General features: G+C 63.8%; 15 protein-coding genes and 1 pseudogene. 4 read left to right on the forward strand and 12 right to left on the reverse strand.

The window, feature by feature from the left end; translation table 11 throughout:
* The first annotated feature begins 19 nt into the window (after positions 1-19).
* From J2Y55_RS20240 to J2Y55_RS20250, 3 genes are all read left to right on the forward strand, one after another.
* Positions 20-1,609: an MDR family MFS transporter gene (locus J2Y55_RS20240; RefSeq protein WP_310157269.1), complete on the forward strand. Its 1,590-nt coding sequence runs from the start codon at positions 20-22 to the stop codon at positions 1,607-1,609.
* Between the two features lie 81 nt (positions 1,610-1,690).
* Positions 1,691-2,701: an aldo/keto reductase gene (locus tag J2Y55_RS20245; RefSeq protein WP_310157271.1), complete on the forward strand. Its 1,011-nt coding sequence runs from the start codon at positions 1,691-1,693 to the stop codon at positions 2,699-2,701.
* A gap of 16 nt (positions 2,702-2,717) precedes the next feature.
* Positions 2,718-2,876 (forward strand): tripartite tricarboxylate transporter substrate-binding protein, encoded by a 159-nt coding sequence (locus J2Y55_RS20250; RefSeq protein WP_310157273.1) that lies wholly within the window; start codon positions 2,718-2,720, stop codon positions 2,874-2,876.
* 548 nt (positions 2,877-3,424) lie between these two features.
* Here the strand turns inward: J2Y55_RS20250 and J2Y55_RS20255 are convergent.
* From J2Y55_RS20255 to J2Y55_RS20285, 7 genes and pseudogenes are all read right to left on the reverse strand, one after another.
* Positions 3,425-4,270, reverse strand: a complete 846-nt coding sequence (locus tag J2Y55_RS20255; protein WP_310157275.1) for an alpha/beta fold hydrolase — start codon at positions 4,268-4,270, stop codon at positions 3,425-3,427.
* Between the two features lie 223 nt (positions 4,271-4,493).
* Complete coding sequence (locus J2Y55_RS20260) at positions 4,494-4,967, reverse strand: methyltransferase family protein (RefSeq protein WP_310157277.1); 474 nt, start codon at positions 4,965-4,967, stop codon at positions 4,494-4,496.
* 82 nt (positions 4,968-5,049) lie between these two features.
* Positions 5,050-5,427, reverse strand: coding sequence for an antibiotic biosynthesis monooxygenase family protein (locus J2Y55_RS20265; RefSeq protein WP_310157279.1), 378 nt, complete (start codon positions 5,425-5,427; stop codon positions 5,050-5,052).
* A 58-nt stretch (positions 5,428-5,485) separates the two neighbouring features.
* Positions 5,486-5,590: pseudogene (locus J2Y55_RS20270) on the reverse strand (NAD(P)/FAD-dependent oxidoreductase); the annotation flags it as partial.
* A gap of 195 nt (positions 5,591-5,785) precedes the next feature.
* Positions 5,786-8,908 (reverse strand): efflux RND transporter permease subunit, encoded by a 3,123-nt coding sequence (locus J2Y55_RS20275; RefSeq protein WP_310157282.1) that lies wholly within the window; start codon positions 8,906-8,908, stop codon positions 5,786-5,788.
* The gene (locus J2Y55_RS20280; RefSeq protein ID WP_404978988.1) at positions 8,908-9,951 is read right to left on the reverse strand and encodes an efflux RND transporter periplasmic adaptor subunit; all 1,044 of its coding nucleotides are present in this window, start codon (positions 9,949-9,951) and stop codon (positions 8,908-8,910) included. Before J2Y55_RS20280 ends, J2Y55_RS20275 begins: the two co-directional genes overlap by 1 nt.
* Positions 9,952-10,078: 127 nt before the next feature.
* Complete coding sequence (locus J2Y55_RS20285; protein ID WP_310157512.1) at positions 10,079-10,972, reverse strand: NAD(P)/FAD-dependent oxidoreductase; 894 nt, start codon at positions 10,970-10,972, stop codon at positions 10,079-10,081.
* 381 nt (positions 10,973-11,353) lie between these two features.
* Here J2Y55_RS20285 and J2Y55_RS20290 point away from each other — a divergent pair, with 381 nt between their 5' ends.
* Positions 11,354-12,001, forward strand: coding sequence for a TetR/AcrR family transcriptional regulator (locus J2Y55_RS20290; protein WP_310157287.1), 648 nt, complete (start codon positions 11,354-11,356; stop codon positions 11,999-12,001).
* A gap of 744 nt (positions 12,002-12,745) precedes the next feature.
* On the opposite strand, the gene J2Y55_RS20295 is transcribed toward J2Y55_RS20290, so the two are convergent.
* From J2Y55_RS20295 to J2Y55_RS20315, 5 genes are all read right to left on the reverse strand, one after another.
* Positions 12,746-13,732, reverse strand: a complete 987-nt coding sequence (locus J2Y55_RS20295; protein WP_310157288.1) for an aldo/keto reductase — start codon at positions 13,730-13,732, stop codon at positions 12,746-12,748.
* A 38-nt stretch (positions 13,733-13,770) separates the two neighbouring features.
* Entirely contained in the window at positions 13,771-15,300 is a 1,530-nt protein-coding gene (locus tag J2Y55_RS20300) for an acyl CoA:acetate/3-ketoacid CoA transferase (protein WP_310157291.1), read from the reverse strand.
* Positions 15,297-15,764: a MaoC family dehydratase gene (locus J2Y55_RS20305; protein WP_310157293.1), complete on the reverse strand. Its 468-nt coding sequence runs from the start codon at positions 15,762-15,764 to the stop codon at positions 15,297-15,299. Before J2Y55_RS20305 ends, J2Y55_RS20300 begins: the two co-directional genes overlap by 4 nt.
* 74 nt (positions 15,765-15,838) lie before the next feature.
* Positions 15,839-16,624 carry an amino acid ABC transporter ATP-binding protein gene (locus J2Y55_RS20310; protein ID WP_310157296.1) on the reverse strand — a complete coding sequence of 262 codons (786 nt, stop codon included), beginning with the start codon at positions 16,622-16,624 and terminating at the stop codon, positions 15,839-15,841.
* A 63-nt stretch (positions 16,625-16,687) separates the two neighbouring features.
* Positions 16,688-17,533, reverse strand: coding sequence for a transporter substrate-binding domain-containing protein (locus tag J2Y55_RS20315; RefSeq protein WP_310157298.1), 846 nt, complete (start codon positions 17,531-17,533; stop codon positions 16,688-16,690).
* Between the last annotated feature and the right edge of the window lie 20 nt (positions 17,534-17,553).

Below are 17,553 nucleotides of genomic sequence, written 5' to 3' on the forward strand. Positions count from 1 at the left end.
GCTTGCAAGGAGCTGGGCCATGTCTACGCAGATGCCGACCGTTGCCCCATCGACCCCGTCAACCGGGGACAAGGCGAGCTTGTCGACCTGGATCGCGATCACGGCCGGGGCCATCGGGGCCTTCATGGCGATCCTCAACATTCAGATCACCAATGCCTCGCTGCTCGATATCGAGGGAGGCATCGGCACCGGCATCGACAACGGCGCCTGGATCTCGACGTCCTACCTGATCGGCGAAATCATCGTCATCCCGCTGACGAGTTTTCTCAGCCGCGTCTTCTCGTTCAAGCTCTATATGATCTGGAGCACGATCGCGTTCGCCCTGTTCTCGATGGCCTGCGCCTTCGCCAGCAATCTCGGCGAGATGATCGCCATGCGCGGCCTTCAGGGCTTCGCCGGCGGCGTGCTCATCCCGATGGCTTTCACCATGGTCGCGACCCGCCTGCCGAAATCGCAGCAGCCGATGGGCCTGGCCATGTTCGCGCTAGCGGTGACATTCGCTCCGGCGATCGGGCCGACGATCGGCGGCTACCTCACCGAGAACTACGGCTGGCAGACGATCTTTTTCATCAACACGCTGCCCAGCGTCGCGATGGTGGTCGCGCTTTCACTGACGCTCGAAAAGCAGCCGTTGCAGCTGGGCCTTCTCAAGGAGGGCGACTGGGCTGGCATCGCGACGATGGCGATCGGCCTGTCGGCGCTGCAGACCCTGCTCGAGGAGGGCAACAAGGAGGACTGGTTCCAGTCGACCTTCATCGTCCGTCTCGCAGCGATTGCCGCTGTGTTTCTCGCGTCCTTTATCTGGATCGAGCTGACGGTCAAAAAGCCGCTTGTCGATCTCTCGCTGTTGAGGAACCGCAACTTTACAGTCGGCACGCTGTCGAACGTCCTGGTCGGGTTTGGCCTGTTCGGCTCGGTCTATGTCCTGCCGCAGTATCTCGGCCAGGTGCAGGGCTATAACGCCGAGCAGATCGGCATGGTCCTGGCGTGGACCGGGCTGCCGCAGCTTCTCCTCATTCCGCTCGTCCCAATGCTGATGAAGCGCTTCGACATCCGTTACATCACCTTCGTCGGCATCGCGCTGTTTGCCGCCTCATGTTTCATGAACACGCATATGTCGCTGAACTATTCCGGCGACCAGCTGTTCTGGCCCAACGTCGTCCGTGCCGTCGGCCAGTCGATGGTGATCACCCCGCTGACGGCGATTGCGATGATGAGCATCCAGCCGAAGGACGCGGCGAACGCGTCGGGACTGTTCAACATGCTCCGCAATCTCGGAGGTGCGGTCGGCACGGCGGTGCTTGGGACGATCATCACCAAGCGGGAGCAGTTCCATTCAAACATCATCGGACAGGCCGTCACGCCCTTCCGCGAGGAGGTCAGGGGCCGCCTCGACCAGATGACGGGCTACTTCATGTCGCACGGCGTCTCGGATCATGCGGCTGCCCAGCAGCAGGCGGTCATCGCGCTCGGCAAAACGGTGAAGCGGCAGGCTTTGGTCATGGGCTTCAGCGACACCTTCGCGATCATCGGCGTCATCCTGGCCATCGCGGCTGTTGCGATCCTGTTCGCCCGAAAAGGGCAGGGCAGTTCGGCTGCCGCGCACTGATCACCACAACCGAGGTCGGCCGCCGCCGCAGGCGAGTTCCCCTAATATTCCCAACCTCCTCCACACTCCGGGACACATCCCATGAAATACAAGCTATTTGGCCGCACAGGCCTGCGGGTTTCCGAAATCGCACTCGGCACTGCCAATTTCGGCACAGGTTGGGGCCATGGCGCCGATGCCGAGACAAGCCGCGCCATCCTCGACGCATTTGCGGAGGCCGGCGGCAATTTCATCGATACAGCCGACATCTACCAGTTCGGCCAGTCTGAGGCGATGCTCGGCGAATTGCTGCAAGGCCGGCGCGAGGAGTTCGTGCTGGCAACGAAATTCACGAATGGTGCGGCCCCAAATGCCAGCCGCCTCGTCACCGGCAACAGCCGCAAAGCGATGGTCGCCTCGGTCGAAGCGAGTCTGAAGCGGCTGAAGACCGACCGGATCGATATTTACTGGGTGCACCATCCCGATGGCTTGACGCCTTCGGAGGAAATCGTGCGCGGTTTTGACGACCTCGCTCGGGCGGGCAAGCTCCTTTATGGCGGCCTCTCGAACTTTCCGGCCTGGCGGCTGGCGCGCGCCGTCACTCTTGCGGAGTTGACGCGTTCCGTGCCGATCGTTGCCGCGCAGTTCGAGCACAGCCTCGTTCACCGCGAGCCGGAGGCCGACCTCTTCCCTGCGAGTGAGGCGCTGGGCTTGGGGGTCGTCACATGGTCTCCGCTCGGTGGCGGCGTGCTGACCGGCAAATATCGCCGTGGCGAGAAGGGGAGGGCCGAGGCGCTGGGCGGCAAGGTCTTCCAGGCCGAGGATTCAGCCCAGCGCAGCGCCATCCTCGACACCGTGCTCGCCATTGCCGGAGAGCGCGGTGTTGGCCCGGACCAGGTCGCCATCGCCTGGGCGGGCGCCCGTGACGCCGTCCCCATGATCGGACCGCGCTCGCTCGATCAACTGAGGAGCAATCTCGGCGCGACGGATCTCGCGCTCTCGTTAGAGGAAGTCGAACGGCTCGATGCGGTGAGCGCCCCGGCTAGTGCCGCCGGAGCCGAGCCGGCGAGGCCGCAGGGCGACGCCGTCAAGACACTGCGCGCGGTCGCCTGAGAAAGAGGAGCCAATCATGCCGAAGACCGAAATCATCCTCGCCCATCCCGTTCGAAGCACGCTCTACCCAGACGCCCCGACGATTGCCGAGAGCGGCTTCCCGGGCTTCGAGGCACAGGGCTGGTTCAGACTGTCCGCCCCGGCCGGTACCCGCAACCGATCATTACGAAGCTGAACACTCTCGCAAACGCGTTTTTGCGAGAGGAGAAGATGAAAAAGCGCTTTGAATCTGGGGGCTATCTGCCGGGGGGTGGCAGCGCGGAGGACTATGCCACCTTCATCGCCGCCGAAATCAAGAAGCGCGGGAGGTCGTAAGATCCAGCGGTATTTCGCTGGAATAGGCCTCAGATGTCGTTCAAGCGCATGAACCCGCCGATGCGACGCCATCGTAGCGCCCGCGCCAACCGTTCCCAGTGACGGCAGTTGATTTCAATCGCCTTCGTTGGCGCGACAGGGACACTTTCCACCGCCGCGGTGGTTTATGCATTGCTGGGCAAAAGACGCTATCGGCCTCCTCGAAAGACATTTTTGGGCTGAACAAAATGGCTGCCCGAGGCAGACGCGCCAAAGATCGGGAAAGGGCACTGAACGTCCCCCTTTGTCCGAGCAAAAATGCGCCCGGAGCTGACATTGGGCTATCGCCGCGAAGCGGACTTTTGCCAGACCACAAAGCGGAGGTCCGTTCCCAACCCTCGTCTGACTTCAGCCTGGACGAGTGATCCGCTACTCGGCCCATGCCGCGATCCGTTCCGCGATCGCCTCGGGGGCCTCGATGTGCAGGAAGTGACCGACGTCGGGGACGACCTCCATCGCGTGCCGGGCGGCGAACCGATGCCGGTCGTCGACCTGCGCGGGGAGGATGCAGCCGTCATTGGCACCGTGAAGCTGCAACAGGGGCACCGTGATCGGCCGAGACATGCGGCGCGTCGCCCCAAGCATGCCGGGTCGCAGCATCGCCCGGTAGTACTTTAGAGGCGCCGGCATGCTCGCCCGCAAGTGCTCGTGCAGCTCCGCCTGGAGAGCAGGATCGAGCGAGAAGCCGGGCGACCACTGGCGCCAGAGGTGGTCAATGAGGGCGAGATCGCGGGCGGTGGCCACCCAGCCGCTTCCAGGCAGTTGAAAGAGCCCCATGTACCAGCTCCGGCGTAGCTGAGCGGGGTGCGTCAGCCGGCTCATGAACGTGAGTGGATGAGGGATTGCGAGCGTGACCGCGCGTTCGATCCGCTCCGGCGCGGTGACGCAGGCATCATATGTGATCAGGGCGCCCCAGTCGTGGCCAATCAACTCCACGGCTCGCCCCGGAGACCAGCGGTCGATCAGCGCGAGCACGTCGCTGGTGAGGGCTGCGAAGTCGAACGGCCCCGCGGTCGGGGACGGCGCGTAACCGCGAAGCCAGGGGGCAACGACGTGACGTCCGCGACGGCCGAGCTCGGCAAGGAAGGGCTTCGCGGTCGGCGGATGGTCCGGGAAACCATGCAAGACGACCGTCGGTTGACCATCGGGATCGCCACCCTGCAACGCGTGAAAGGTGCCGTGTGGCAGGTCGAAGGTGACGTGTTCGAACTCCATGTGTGTCAGGCTTTTTCAAGAGTGGTCGGAGAAGAAATGCTGAGGCTGGCTTCGGTGTTTCTGGTCTTGGGCATGTGCGCTTCCTCCCGCGCGGGGGGTACTGAGAGGTCAGCCGGCCCATCGGTTTTCCGTGACACCGGCCCGCAACCTTCAGAATTTGATTGCCCGCGGCCATGCCGGCCATGCTGGTTTCGCGGCCCCGCAGGCGGCAGCGGCGGAATAGTCAGAGCCATCGGCGAACCTCGGCCTTGTAGCGGCGGTAGTCATCGCCGAACTTCGCTTCGAGATAGCGCTCCTCGCGGGCGATCACCTGCGTCTGGATCACGATCAGCACCAACGGGAGCAAGGCGAAGGCGATCGGCCCGTCGCAGCCGATCGCAAGGCCGGCATAGCTGAGCGCCATGCCGAGATACATGGGATTGCGGGTCCACCGATAGGGACCGGTCGTTGCGATGAGGGTCGTTGGCCGCGACGGCGGAACGTTGGTGCCCAGCCGCAAGAACAGCCCCGCCGCCGCAATCATCATCGCCGCGCCGGCAACGCACAGCAGCGCGCCCGTCGCGACCAGCAACCGCCAGTCGATGCCGAAAGAGCGCAGGGTGACGAACCGATCCGCCGCCAGCCCCAGTAGCAGCGCTCCCAGATAGAGGAAGGGCGGAGGGAAGCGCACACCCGCGCTGTCCGGTTCGACGGCCATGGTCATCTCCAATCCATGCTCTCAAAGCAGTATTGACTGCCGGCGACGATACCTGCCACCGCGCCTTGTCATATTTCCAGAGTCAGGCGGTACAAAAGCCGGGGACGGCGACCTTCTGGAACAGGTGCGGGGTGGCTACGACGGATGGCGGATAGGCAGAAACCTTCGCGACGAATTCGGGACGGGCGAAGGCATCGCGGAGCGTCTCGGTGGATTCCCACACCACATAATTCAGGAAGATTGGGCTATCGCCGATCGCTCGGTGCAGTTGGGTGGAGATGAAGCCCGGCTGCTTCTTCAGGGTTTCGCCAGCCGCCATAAAGGCATCCAGGAATCCCGCTTCGTCGCCGGAACCGACCGTGAATATGTTGATGAGCACGATCGGCGCGGCGGCGATGCCGAGTTGGCGCTCAAGCGGGAATTCATCGCTTAGCGGCTTAAATTTCTTTAGGACTTCCATGGCGGTATTCCCGTCTAGTGTGAAGAAATCGAAACTAGGTGATCGATGCTGCTTGCTCTCAAGCCAGCATCGACTGCTGAGTGGAGATCCCCGCCATCGCGCCTTGCGCTATTGCCGTAGTGACCGAGGCCATGGCTGGGTTTGCAAGATCGCCGGGAGCATGATGGTGATGGCTCCGAGTTGTGGATGGAGGCGGTTGGACTGGGCCTGGCGCGCAATATCGTCCAGCGATACACGCTCGAAACGGGCAGCAAGCAGAGCTTTGGCGTCGGCGAGAAAGTTGCCCAGCCCGCTGGATCGACGCCGTGTGCCTGGTGACGGCTTCGCAGCCGAGCTCTGATTTAACCTGGTCCATCGCCTATTCGGCCGCCTTCGCATAGGCGAGCAATGAATGTCCGGCGTTCGATCTGGCTTCGACCTCGCTGGGGCTTGCCAATGAGGGCTTGATCCGGAACCAGGCCATATAGAGCGCGGGCAGGAAGAGCAGAATGAGCACGGTGCCGACGGCGGTGCCGCCGATCAGCGTGTAGGCCATCGATCCCCAGAAGACGGAATGCGTCAGGGGAATGAAGGCAAGCACGGCGGCGAGTGCGGTCAGGATCACCGGCCGCGTCCGCTGCACCGTCGCCTCGATCACGGCGTGATAGTCGTCCAGACCCGCGATCTGGTTCTCCTTGATCTGGTCGGTCAGGATTAGCGTGTTCCGCATCAGGATACCGGCCAAGCCGATCAGCCCGAGGATGGCGTTGAAGCCGAAGGGCTGGTTGAAGGCCAGCAATGTCGGAACCAACCCGATCACGCCGAGCGGCGCGGTCAGCAGCACCATGGCCATCATCGAGAACGATCGCACCTGAAGCATGATGACGATCAAGGTGACCGCGATCATGACCGGGAAGATCTTCGCCAACGCGTCGTTCGCCTTCGTTGCCTCCTCGATCGACCCGCCCATCTCGATGCGGTAGCCGGTGGGCAGGGCGGCGATCAGCGGCTCCAAGGCGCTCATGACCTGCTTGGACACTTCGGGAGGCTGGGTCGCGTCGTTGATCTCCGACCGGACCGTAATCGTGGGCATCCGGTCGCGGCGCTTCAGGATAGGTTCCTCCAAGCGGATCTCAGAGCGACCGATCTGGTCGAGCGGGACCTGGCGGCCGTCCCGGCTCATCAGGGAGAAGTCGGCGAGGCGGGTGGGGTCGAGACGCTCGGCGCCGGCGCTGCGGGCCACGACCGGTACGTTGCGGATATCCTCGCGGACCTGCGTGACGGCGATGCCGGTGAGGAGGAATTGCAGCTGCTGGCCCACCTCCGCCGGCGAGAGACCGATGAGGTTCAACCGATCCTGGTCCGGGACAAAGCGAAGCACGGGAGTGCGATTGCCCCAGTCGCGGTTGGCCTCCCTGACGTCGGCGACCCCGCGCATGACCTCCAGAGCCTTTTCGGAGATCCTGTAGAGTTCGGAGGCGTCGGGCCCGGTCACGCGGAACTCGACCGGGAACACCGACGGAGGCCCGAAGACGAACTGAGTGGCGCGAACATAAGCCTCGGGCGCGAGCCCGTTCGAGATGGCCTCACGCAACCGCTGCTTCAGCGCCTCGCGCGCATGGGCGTCCGGGGTCAGCACGACGATCTTGGCGAAAGCCGGATCGGGGAGTTCCGGCGACAGCGCGAGGAAGAACCGCGGGGCACCCTGGCCCACATAGCTCGTGACGATCTTGGCCTCGGACTGTCGTTCGAGCCAGCGCTCGACCTTCTCGACCGCCGCAGTCGTCGTCTCGATGCTGCTGCCTTCCGGCAGACGGACTTCGACGAGCACCTCGGGCCGATCGGAGGTGGGGAAGAATTGCTGCTTCAGCCCGCCCATGCCGACGATCGACGCTACGAAGGCGAGGCCGACGACCGCGCAGGTTAGGATCTTGTGGCGCACGGCAAAGGTGATGAGCCGTCGCAGGCGCCGATAGTTCGGCGTGTCGTAGATCGCGTGCGTACCGCCTTCGACCGGCTTGATCTCGGGCAGCATCTTGACGCCGAGATAGGGCGTGAAGACCACCGCGACGATCCAGGACACGATGAGAGCGAAGCCCACGACCCAGAAGATGTTGCCGGCATACTCGCCGGCCGTCGAAGGCGCGAAACCGACCGGCAGGAAGCCGGCGATCGTCACCAGCGTGCCCGACAGCATCGGCGCTGCGGTATGGCTCCAGGCATAGGAGGCCGCCTTGATGCGGTCCATGCCCTCTTCCATCTTCACCACCATGACCTCGATGGCGATGATGGCGTCGTCGACGAGAAGGCCGAGCGCCAGAATGAGGGCGCCGAGCGTGATCCGGTCGAAGAAGCGGCCGGTCTCCAGCATGATGAAGAACACGACGGCCAGCGTGAGCGGAATAGCCGCGGCGACGACGATGCCGACACGCCAGCCGAGGCTGAGTAAGCTCACCAGCAGCACCACGCCGAGCGCCATCGCGAACTTCATCATGAACTCGTCGACGGCCGAGGAAATGTTGACGGCCTGGTCCGTTACCTTGTCGAGCGACATCCCGAGCGGCAGCGCCTGTGCGATCGAGGTGGTCTTGCTCTCCAGGGCCTTGCCGAGGGCGAGCCCGTCCCAGCCCTCCTGCATGACCGCGGCGACCATGAGGCTGGGTTCGCCCTGGTGCCGGATGACGAAGCTCGGCGGGTCTTCATACCCGCGGCGGACATCGGCGATGTCGGACAGCTTCAGCGTGCGCCCACCAGCGACGATCGGCGTATCGGCGATGGCCTGGACGCCGTCATAGGCGCCATCGATCCGAATGAAGACGCGCGGTCCCTTGGTGTCGACGGAGCCCGCCGGCGTGACGGCGTTCTGCCGCTGCAGGGCGGTAACGATGTCCTGGGCCGAGACGCCGAGAGTCGCCAGCTTGGTGTAGGAAAACTCGACGAAGATCTGTTCGGGGCGCTCGCCCAGGATGTTGACCTTCTTCACCCCAGGCACGTGCAGGAGGTCCTGGCGGATGGTCTCGGCCTGCCGGGCCAGTTCCCGCATCGGCATGCCTTTGGCCTTCAGCGCGTAAAGGGCGAAGCTGACGTCAGAATATTCATCGTTGACGAAGGGGCCGAGCACGCCGGGCGGCAGGTTGCGGGCTTCGTCCGCGAGCTTCTTGCGAGCCTGGTAGAACTCCTCCTGCACCTGTGATGGCGGGGTGGCGTCCTTCAAGTTGACCGTCAGGTAGGCATATCCCGGCCGTGTCGTCGTCTCCACCCGGTCGTACCAGGTGAGTTCCTGCAGCCGTTTCTCCAGCGGCTCGGCGACCAGATCCTGCATCTCGCGCGCCGTCGCGCCCGGCCAGACGGATGTGACCGTCAACGTCTTGATGGTAAAACTTGGATCTTCGGCTCGCCCAAGCTTCACGAACGCATAGGCGCCTGCCGCAACCAGCAGGATGATCGAGAACAGGGTGACGGCCCGTTCGCGTACGGCGATCGCTGAAAGATTGAGGCTCATCAGTTGCCCCTGTTCTGAGATGCTATCCGTACGCGAGCACCGTCCTGCAGAAGGTGAGCGCCGAGCGAGACAACCGGCTCTCCGGACTTCAGACCGGTGACCACGGCAGTTTCATTCGTCACACGTACAAGGCCGACGGGCTGAAGTCGCACTGTCGCAGTGGTGCCGTCGAATACCCAGACGCCGGTTTTCTGGCCGTCATCGAGCATAGCCCCCAATGGCACCTGAACTTCGGGTCGGCCGCTCTGGCTCGCCAGCCGGATCGTCACGGTTGCGCCGAGCGGCGCTGAGGCGGCCTCGCCGTCGAGCACATAGCGCGCTTCATAGGTGCGGGTCTGGGGATCTGCGGAATCCGAGAGCTGCCGCAGCGTAGCCGCGTAGCGGCGGGCCTCCGCGCCATAGAGAGTGGCCACGGCCGCAGAACCGATGGCCGGCCTGATCGTCTCAGGCAGCGCCACGACCGCCTCGCGCGGGCCGGCCTGGGCCAGCCGGATGACGGTCTGCCCGGCGGTTACGACCTGGCCCGGCTCACCGAGGGTCTCGACGACGATTCCATCGGCGTCGGCGACCAGGACCGAATAGCTCGATCCGTTCTCAGCCACTTTCTCGTCGGCCTCGGCGGCCGCAAGCTGGGCGGCGGCGGTGTCGAGTGCAGCCTTTGCCTGTTCATAGCGCTGTGGGCTGGCCGCGAAACCGTCCTTGACCAGAACGGCATAACGCTTCTCGTCGGCACGGGCCTGAACCAGGACAGCGCGAGCCGCCGCAACGGCGTTGCGTTTGGCAGCGAGGGCGAGCCGCAAATCCGTCTCGTCGATCCGCAGCAACGGCTGGCCGGCCGCCACGGCATGGCCGACATTCACCAGGCGTTCGACGATCTTGCCGGGAACGCGGAAGCCCAGATTGCTCTGCACCCGGGCCGCGACGGCACCGGTGAAGCGGCGCTCCGCGCCGGAGACCGGGCTCGCAATCGCGACGCGCACGAGGGGAGGATCCTGTCGGGGATCGGCCGATGCAGAGGCCGAAGACCTTGAGGCTGCCCGCATCACAACGCCAAGGATGCCAGCAGCGACGAGAATGGCCACCGCCATCAGAAGAAGTTTAGATCTGTGTGTCATAAGCCGACTGCCGAACAGGTTGCGTTGGCGTGTTCGAACTTCATTGTGCTTGCTCTCAAGCCAGCATCGACTGCTGAGCGGAGATGCCGGCCGTTGCGCCCTGCCACGATGCCGTAGTGACCGAGGGCATTCCGGGGTTGGCGAGGTCGCCGGCGGCGTAGATGCCGGGCATGCTGGTTTCGCGGCGCTCATCGACCTTGAGGGCGATGCCGACGGGCGTATCGACCGTGGCGAGGCCTAGTGATTCATGCAGGCTTGCAGACGGCTTGTTGCGCGGATGCGCGAACAGGATATCGACCGCGACATCGGGGCCGGTATCGAGCTTGACGGTGGCATTATGGTTCCCGTGACGGGCAATCTCGGTGATCCGGCCATCGAAGACAGGTATGTTGCGACGCGCCAGATCGGCCCGGATATCGGCCGGAATGTCGTGACCATCGGCGAAGAGCGTCAGCGTGTCGGTCCAGTCGTGGAACAGCCTGGCCTGATTGTGCGACTGCCGGCTGGACCAGACGAGACCCCAATGCTGGCCGGCGACTTCAAAGCCGTCGCAATAGGGGCAAGGGATGATGGATGTGCCCCAGCCTTCGGCAAAGCCCGGAACAGCAGGCATCTGGTCTACGATGCCATAGCTCAGGATCAGGCGGCGCGCCCTAAGGCTTTCGCCATCGCCAGTGAGGACCGAGAAATTGTCGATGGCGCCGGAAATGCTGTCGGCGCGGGCATTGACCAGCTTGATCGTAGGATAGCGCGCCAGTTGCTGCCGCGCCTCGGCCAGGATGTCCAGCGGCGGCTTGTGATCGTGGCCGAGCAGGCCATGCGAGTGGCCGGCGAAGCGGTTGCGCGGCAGGCCGGTATCGAGAACGGTGACCTTGCGGCGGGCGCGGCCGAGCTGCAGGGCGCCGGCGAGACCGGCAAAGCTGCCGCCGATGATGATGACGTCATCCATGGTGATAAGCTCCGTGTTGCGGATGGAGGGGGTTGGGCTGGCCTTGGCGGTGGCCTGGGAGCGGGCGAGGCCGATGGTGGAAAGCGCGGCCAACTTCAAAAGGGCTCGTCGTTGCATGGAAGTCCCCTTGTGTTTTAGGCGGCGCAATATCGTCCAGCGACACGCGCTTGAGACGGGCGGAGAGCAAGGCTTCGGCATCGACGAGAAAGTCGCCCGGCACTGTTTTGGCCGACCGGGCAATGCCGCATTCGATGTCGCCGGACGGCCCGGGGAAACTTGATTTGGAGGACAAGTTGAAACCTAGTCAGTCGCTTGCACATTTCAGATACTGCATGGTATCATAATGCAGGGATTACGATACTGTCAAGGACTGAAATTGTGGTGACCGAAAACAGCCAGGCCCGGCGCGGCCGGCCCGCCAACGAGGCGCTTGGCCAAACGATAGTCGACGCCGCGGTCGAACTCTTTGTGGAGTTGGGTTTTCAAGCGACGACCTTGGACAAGGTCGCCCAGCGAGCGAAGATCTCCAAGCTCAGCATCTATCGGCACTTCGAGAACAAGGAGGCGCTGTTCGGCGCGGCCATCGCGGCCCACTGCCATCAGTTTGCACCACAGGCCCTTTTTGAAGGCGTCGACGGTTCGGCCGAAGATCAGCTCATGGCGGCGGGGATATCCCTGCTTCGCACGCTGTTGAGCCCGGACGTCCGCAGTGTCGAAGCCATGATCATGGCCGACAAGACGAACCAAAAGTCGTTAAGCAAACTGTTTTACGAAGCCGGCCCCGCCTATGTCATCGCCCAAATCGAGGCCCTGTTGCGTCAGTTGCACGCGAAGGCGGTTCTGAACGTGCCCGATCCTCTCCGGTCCGCCCGCTTGTTTGCCGCGCTTATCAAAGGATCCGATCTCCTGATTATCGCACGCTTCGATCAGGCGAGAGCAGAGGACGACAACGAAATCGAATCCTATTGCCGGTCGGCTGTCGCCATGTTCATCGCCGCGCACGGTGGCAACGACCACGCGGGCGGATAGCCTAGACGAGGCTGCGGAGAGCGTGTGGTCATCGTCCTCGACCGAACTTGAGCAGCCGGAACGGCGCCAATGAGGTTTTCATCTGCCGAAGCGCGAAGCGCAAAATCAGAACAAGGAAACGGCATGGCACAGTAGAATGCCGATCAGGTCGCCGACTGGAATGGCCAAAGCGGGGAGCGCTGGGTCGCTTACCAGACCCGCCAGTCCGGCGCGTCGTGAGATGGCAATCTGCGCGTTCGCTGATCAAGCGCGAGTGACGAACTTCGGCTGACGGGGCAGTTTGCGGCAGTTTTTCTCAACTGCGGCAAATTTCGGGTTTCCCTACATCTGCGACAGCTGCGACGCACGAGGCTTGACGGCGCCGTGCCGTCAACGCGGAACCGATGGAGCAGGCGAGGGGAGCCTTGGCGAAGCCATTCAAGGCGTAAACCACTGCCACCCGCCGCAATGCGGCTTTCCTCGACCGAGGAAAGCCCAAACCAATCGTCGAGAAGGCCTGTAAGGACCGGGGCTGACGAGGGTAACACACTTGCCTAGAACAGCTCGTGACGATGCTCAATCGCGCTGTTGGGCATGCGCGCTCAACAGCGCCGTCACATGTCGATTCGGTTCAAGCGGCCTTATCGGTCTCGGGGGCGCTCCGGAAGAGAGGTCCGAGAGCGCCATTGGGATGGCGCGGGCATAAGAGATCAATGGCTCGTCCAACTGGACGCGGTTGAGACGTCCTGCTGCCGGCAGCATCGATCACGCGTATCCGGACAGGAGATGGGGCGTGTAGAGTTCCTCCAGTGATTGGATTTCCTCTCCGCTCAGCCTGACGTCCATCGCGGCGAGCGCGTCCTCGAGCTGGTGCATCTTGGTCGCACCGACGAGCGGGGACGTGACGCCCTTCTTGTGAAGCAGCCAAGCCAGCGCGATCTGCGCGCGTGGAATGCCGCGCGCCTCCGCGATCTCGCCGACGCGACCGACGACCATGCGGTCCGCCTCCTGGGCTTTCGCGTAGAAGGCCTTCCCGACCTCGTCAGTCGCGGCGCGCGCCGTGGACGGCGTATCCTCCCAGGGGCGGGTCAGCCGCCCTCGCGCAAGAGGCGACCATGGCACGACGGCTATCCCTTCCGAGATGCAGAGCGGGAGCATTTCTCTTTCCTCCTCGCGATAGAGCAGGTTCAGGTGGTTCTGCATCGAGACGAAGCGCGCCCAGCCGTGCTGACGCTGCAGCCCCAGTGCCTTCATGAACTGCCAGGCGTACATCGAGGATGCGCCGATATAGCGAGCCTTGCCTGCACGCACGACGTCGTGGAGCGCCTCCAGCGTCTCCTCGATCGGTGTCTCATAGTCCCAGCGGTGGATCTGGTAGAGATCGATGTAATCGGTGCCCAAGCGCCGCAAGCTGGCATCGACCTCCGAGAAGATCGCCTTTCGCGACAGGCCGAGCCCGTTGGCATCGGGCCGCATGCGACCATACGCCTTCGTCGCGATGACGGCGGCGTCCCGGGTCGTGAACGCCCGGATGGCGCGACCTAGCACCTCCTCGCTCGCGCCGTCCGAGTAGACGTTGGCGGTGTCGAAGAAGGTGATGCCGGCCTCGACCGCCCGTCGGAAGAACGGCTGTCCCTCGGCCTCGGTCATGACCCAGCTATGGTTGCCCTTGGACGGATCTCCATAGCTCATGCAGCCTAGGGCGATCCGGGAGACTTTCAGCCCGGTGCTTCCCAGATTTCGGTATTCCATTTGGCCGCGGCCCCTTTTCAATCATGCGGATCCGACATTCAGTCGGCGAATATGGCCTGATCCATGACCTTTGGATCTCGCGGCATGAGCGGCGCGAAATCCATCCGGTCGAGGATATCGCGACGGATGTCGATACCAGGCGCGACCTCGTCGAGCCGCAGCCCCTCATCCGTCAGCCTGAAGACCGCCCGCTCGGTAACGAAGACGGCCTCATGCCCGCGCTTCAGCGCCTGGCGACCGGAATATGTGATCTGCTCCACCTTGCTCACGAGCTTGCGCACGCTGCCGTGACTGTGGATGGAGAGCTTTCCCTCGCCGATGGCGACCTTGCCGCCCTTGGCGTCGAAGGTGCCGCAGAACACCACCTTCCTGGCGTTCTGGGCGATGTCCATGAACCCGCCGGGCCCCACGGTCAGGCCGCCCAATTTGGAGACGTTGACGTCGCCGACCGCATCGAGCTCGCCGAAGCCCAGGAAGGCGGTGTCGAGACCGCCTCCTGCGTAGAAATCGAACTGCGACGGTCCGTCGATCATCGCCGAGGCGCTTCGCGCGAACCCGAACAGCAGCCCGACGAGGAGTGCGCCGCCATAGGTGCCGTGCTCGATGGTCTGGTAGTAGCGCCCGACCTCGCCCCGCTCGGCGACCATCTTGGCGACGCCTTCGCCGATGCCGACGCCGAAGTTGATGACATCGCCGTCTTTGAGCTCCTGATAGGCGCGCCGCGCGATCAGCGTGCGGACGTTCAGCGGCTCGGGCGGGTCGATGATGACCGGCCCGCGCCTCTCCCCGGAGATCAGGGGATCGTAAGGCAGATCATAGCTCATGCGTTGATCGGGATCGACCACGACCGCGTCGACGATGGCGCCGGGAACGCGCACGGAGCGGGCTGGAAGCGAATTCAGGTCGACCGCCGTGCGGACCTGCGCGATGACGATGCCGCCGGAGTTATGAGCTGCGAGCGCGGCCGCGTAGACATCGACGTTCGCAGCCTCCTGGTCCAGGCTGATATTGCCATCGGGATCCCCGAAAGAGCCGCGGATGATGGCGACGTTGATCGGGAACGACTTGTACCAAAGGAGTTCCTGGCCGCCGATCGTGACGACCTCGACGAGATCCTCCCTGGCGGCGCTGTTCATCTTGCCGCCCTGGTGGCGTGGATCAACGAAGGTGCCAAGGCCGACATGGGTGAAGAGGCCGGGTCGCTTGCCGCCGATCTCGCGGTACAGCTGCATGACGCAGCCGCTCGGAAGGACATAGGCTTCGATCTTATCGTCCCTGGCCATCTCCTGCATCTTGGGCGACCAGACCCAGTGCCCGCCGATCACGCGCTTCACCAGGCCCTCATGGGCAAAGTGATTCATCCCCTCGCTCTTCTTGTCGCCGATGCCGAGCGCATGGACGACCTTCAGGTTGCGCGGATAGCCGGTCGACAGGAACCGCCGCGACACCGCGCGAAACGTATGCGTGGCCTCCATGAGGCCGCCGCCGCCGCCCACGAGCGCAACCGTGTCGCCATCCTTGATCAGCCCGACGGCAGCCTCGGCGGTCATGAATTTGTTGCGGGTCATTGGACGGCCTCTTGGCTCTCCGCCGGCTGCCTTGGCACCATGAGACGGTGCTCGCCCTCTTGAACGACCTCGCCGCGCTGGTTGATCAGTTCGATCGCGATGAACAGGATGCCCATGTCGCTCCGGCTTTTCGGAATGCGCATCTCGGTCACCCTGAACTTCACCTGCAGGGTGTCGCCGATCTGGATCGGCTTCTTGAAGTTCCAGGTCCAACCCAGGGCGATGCCGTCTCTGAAGAACCCCGACTGGACCTTGAGCCCGTCGGTCAGGGAAAGGCCCATGAGACCATGGGCGATGCGGCCGCCGAATACCGTGGACTGCGCGTAGACCTCGTCCATGTGGACGGGAGAGAAGTCGCCGGCCACGCCGGCATAGGCGAGAACGTGTCCTTCGGTGACCGTCACGCGGGGCGTGAGTTGCTCGTCCCCCACCTTGATCTCGTCATAGAGTTTGCCGGGAAGCATGATGATGTCCTCGCGATGCGTCGTCGTCGCGCGGCCGTTGCGCGACTGGTCTGGCGTCTTCGAAACGGGTTGGGTCAGTGATGGAGCAGTTGGCCGAGGAAGGCCTGCGTCCGTGGATTCTTCGGGTTGGCGAAGAAGGGGCCGGGCTTGTCGCTTTCGATGATCTCGCCGCGGTCCATGAAGATGACCCGGTCCGCGACGCTTCGGGCAAAGCCCATTTCATGCGTGACGCACAGCATCGTCATGCCGTCCTCGGCGAGGCCGACCATGGTGTCGAGCACCTCCTTGACCATCTCGGGATCGAGCGCCGAGGTCGGCTCGTCGAACAGCATCACCTTGGGGTTCATGCAGAGCGCCCGCGCGATGGCGACGCGCTGCTGCTGTCCGCCGGACAGCTCGGCGGGATATTTCTCCGCCTGCTCTGCGATGCGCACGCGCTCCAGATAGGTCATCGCGAGTTCAGCGGCGCGATTCCTGGCGATGCCGCGCACCCTCATCGGGGCGAGCATGCAGTTCTCCTTCACCGTGAGATGGGGGAAGAGGTTGAATTGCTGGAACACCATGCCGACTTCGCCGCGCACGGCGTCGATGCTCTTCTCGCCTTCGCCGAGGTCGAAACCGTCCACGACGATGCGGCCGCCCTGGTAGAGTTCGAGGCTGTTGATGCAGCGGATCAGGGTCGATTTGCCTGATCCCGACGGGCCGCAGATGACGATCCGCTCGCCCCGCTGAACATCCAGGTCGATGTCCTTGAGGGCGTGGAACCTGTCGTACCACTTCTGCAAGCCGGAGATGGCGATGATTGGCGACTGCTTTGCAGCAGGCGCTGTCTCGGTCGAGCCATAAGGCGCTGGGTTCATGTCGCGACTTTCAAAAACACGCGGGAGGGACGGCGGGCGGCAGCTCGCCGCCCGCCGTGGCCATCACTTCACCATCGAGATCGGCAGGGCGGCTTCGCCTTCCCCTGTGGTCGGCATCGCGGCGAGCTCGCTTCCGATCCACTTCTTGTAGAGGGCCTTGAGCTCGCCGCTTTCGACCTTGCGCGCCACGAAATCGCTGAGGTAATTGGCCCATTCGCGCGAGGCCGGTCGAACCGCGAAAGCATTGAACGCGCGGGCGACGACGAACTTCTCCTCGTATTTTCCGGGACCGGCGACCTGCGCGATGTTGGGCACCTGGGTCGCCGCTCCGCCGATGACGTCGACCTGCCCGGCGATCAGCGCCTGGACGGTGCTCGCGTCGTCATCGAACCTCTGAATGACCGTGCCGGCGGGGGCGGCCTTGGTCACCGCGATGTCTTGCGGCGTGCCACGGGGAACGCCGACGCGAAGCCCCTTGAGATCGTCCCAGCCCTTGATGTTCGCCCCGGTCTTGCCGATGTAGATCGTGTCATTCGTCGTGTAGGGGCGCGCGAAGAGCACGACCTTCTGCCGGTCGGCGAAGATGCCCATCACGGCTGCCAGGACGTCCACCTGTCCCGTCAGGAGGGCGGCGACCCGGTTGCTCGACGTCACCGGCGTGACCTCGACCTTCACGCCGAGATCCTTCGCCAGCATCTCGCCGAGCTCGATGTCGAACCCTGTGAGTTTCCCGGCGCCGTCGGTGAAGCCCCACGGAACCTGCGCCACCTGGGATCCGATCTTGAGAACGCCGCCCTTCTTGATGGAATCGACGGTCTGTGCGGCTGCACTGCCGAGGCTGAGCGGAGCGACCGCCAGGGCGAACGCCGCGCCCAAGAGCAAGCCGCGAATGCGAGAGATCATTTGCATGTTTCCTCCTCCTACGGATC

This window comes from Allobosea sp. BE125 (assembly GCF_031456075.1).
GTDB lineage: Bacteria > Pseudomonadota > Alphaproteobacteria > Rhizobiales > Beijerinckiaceae > Allobosea.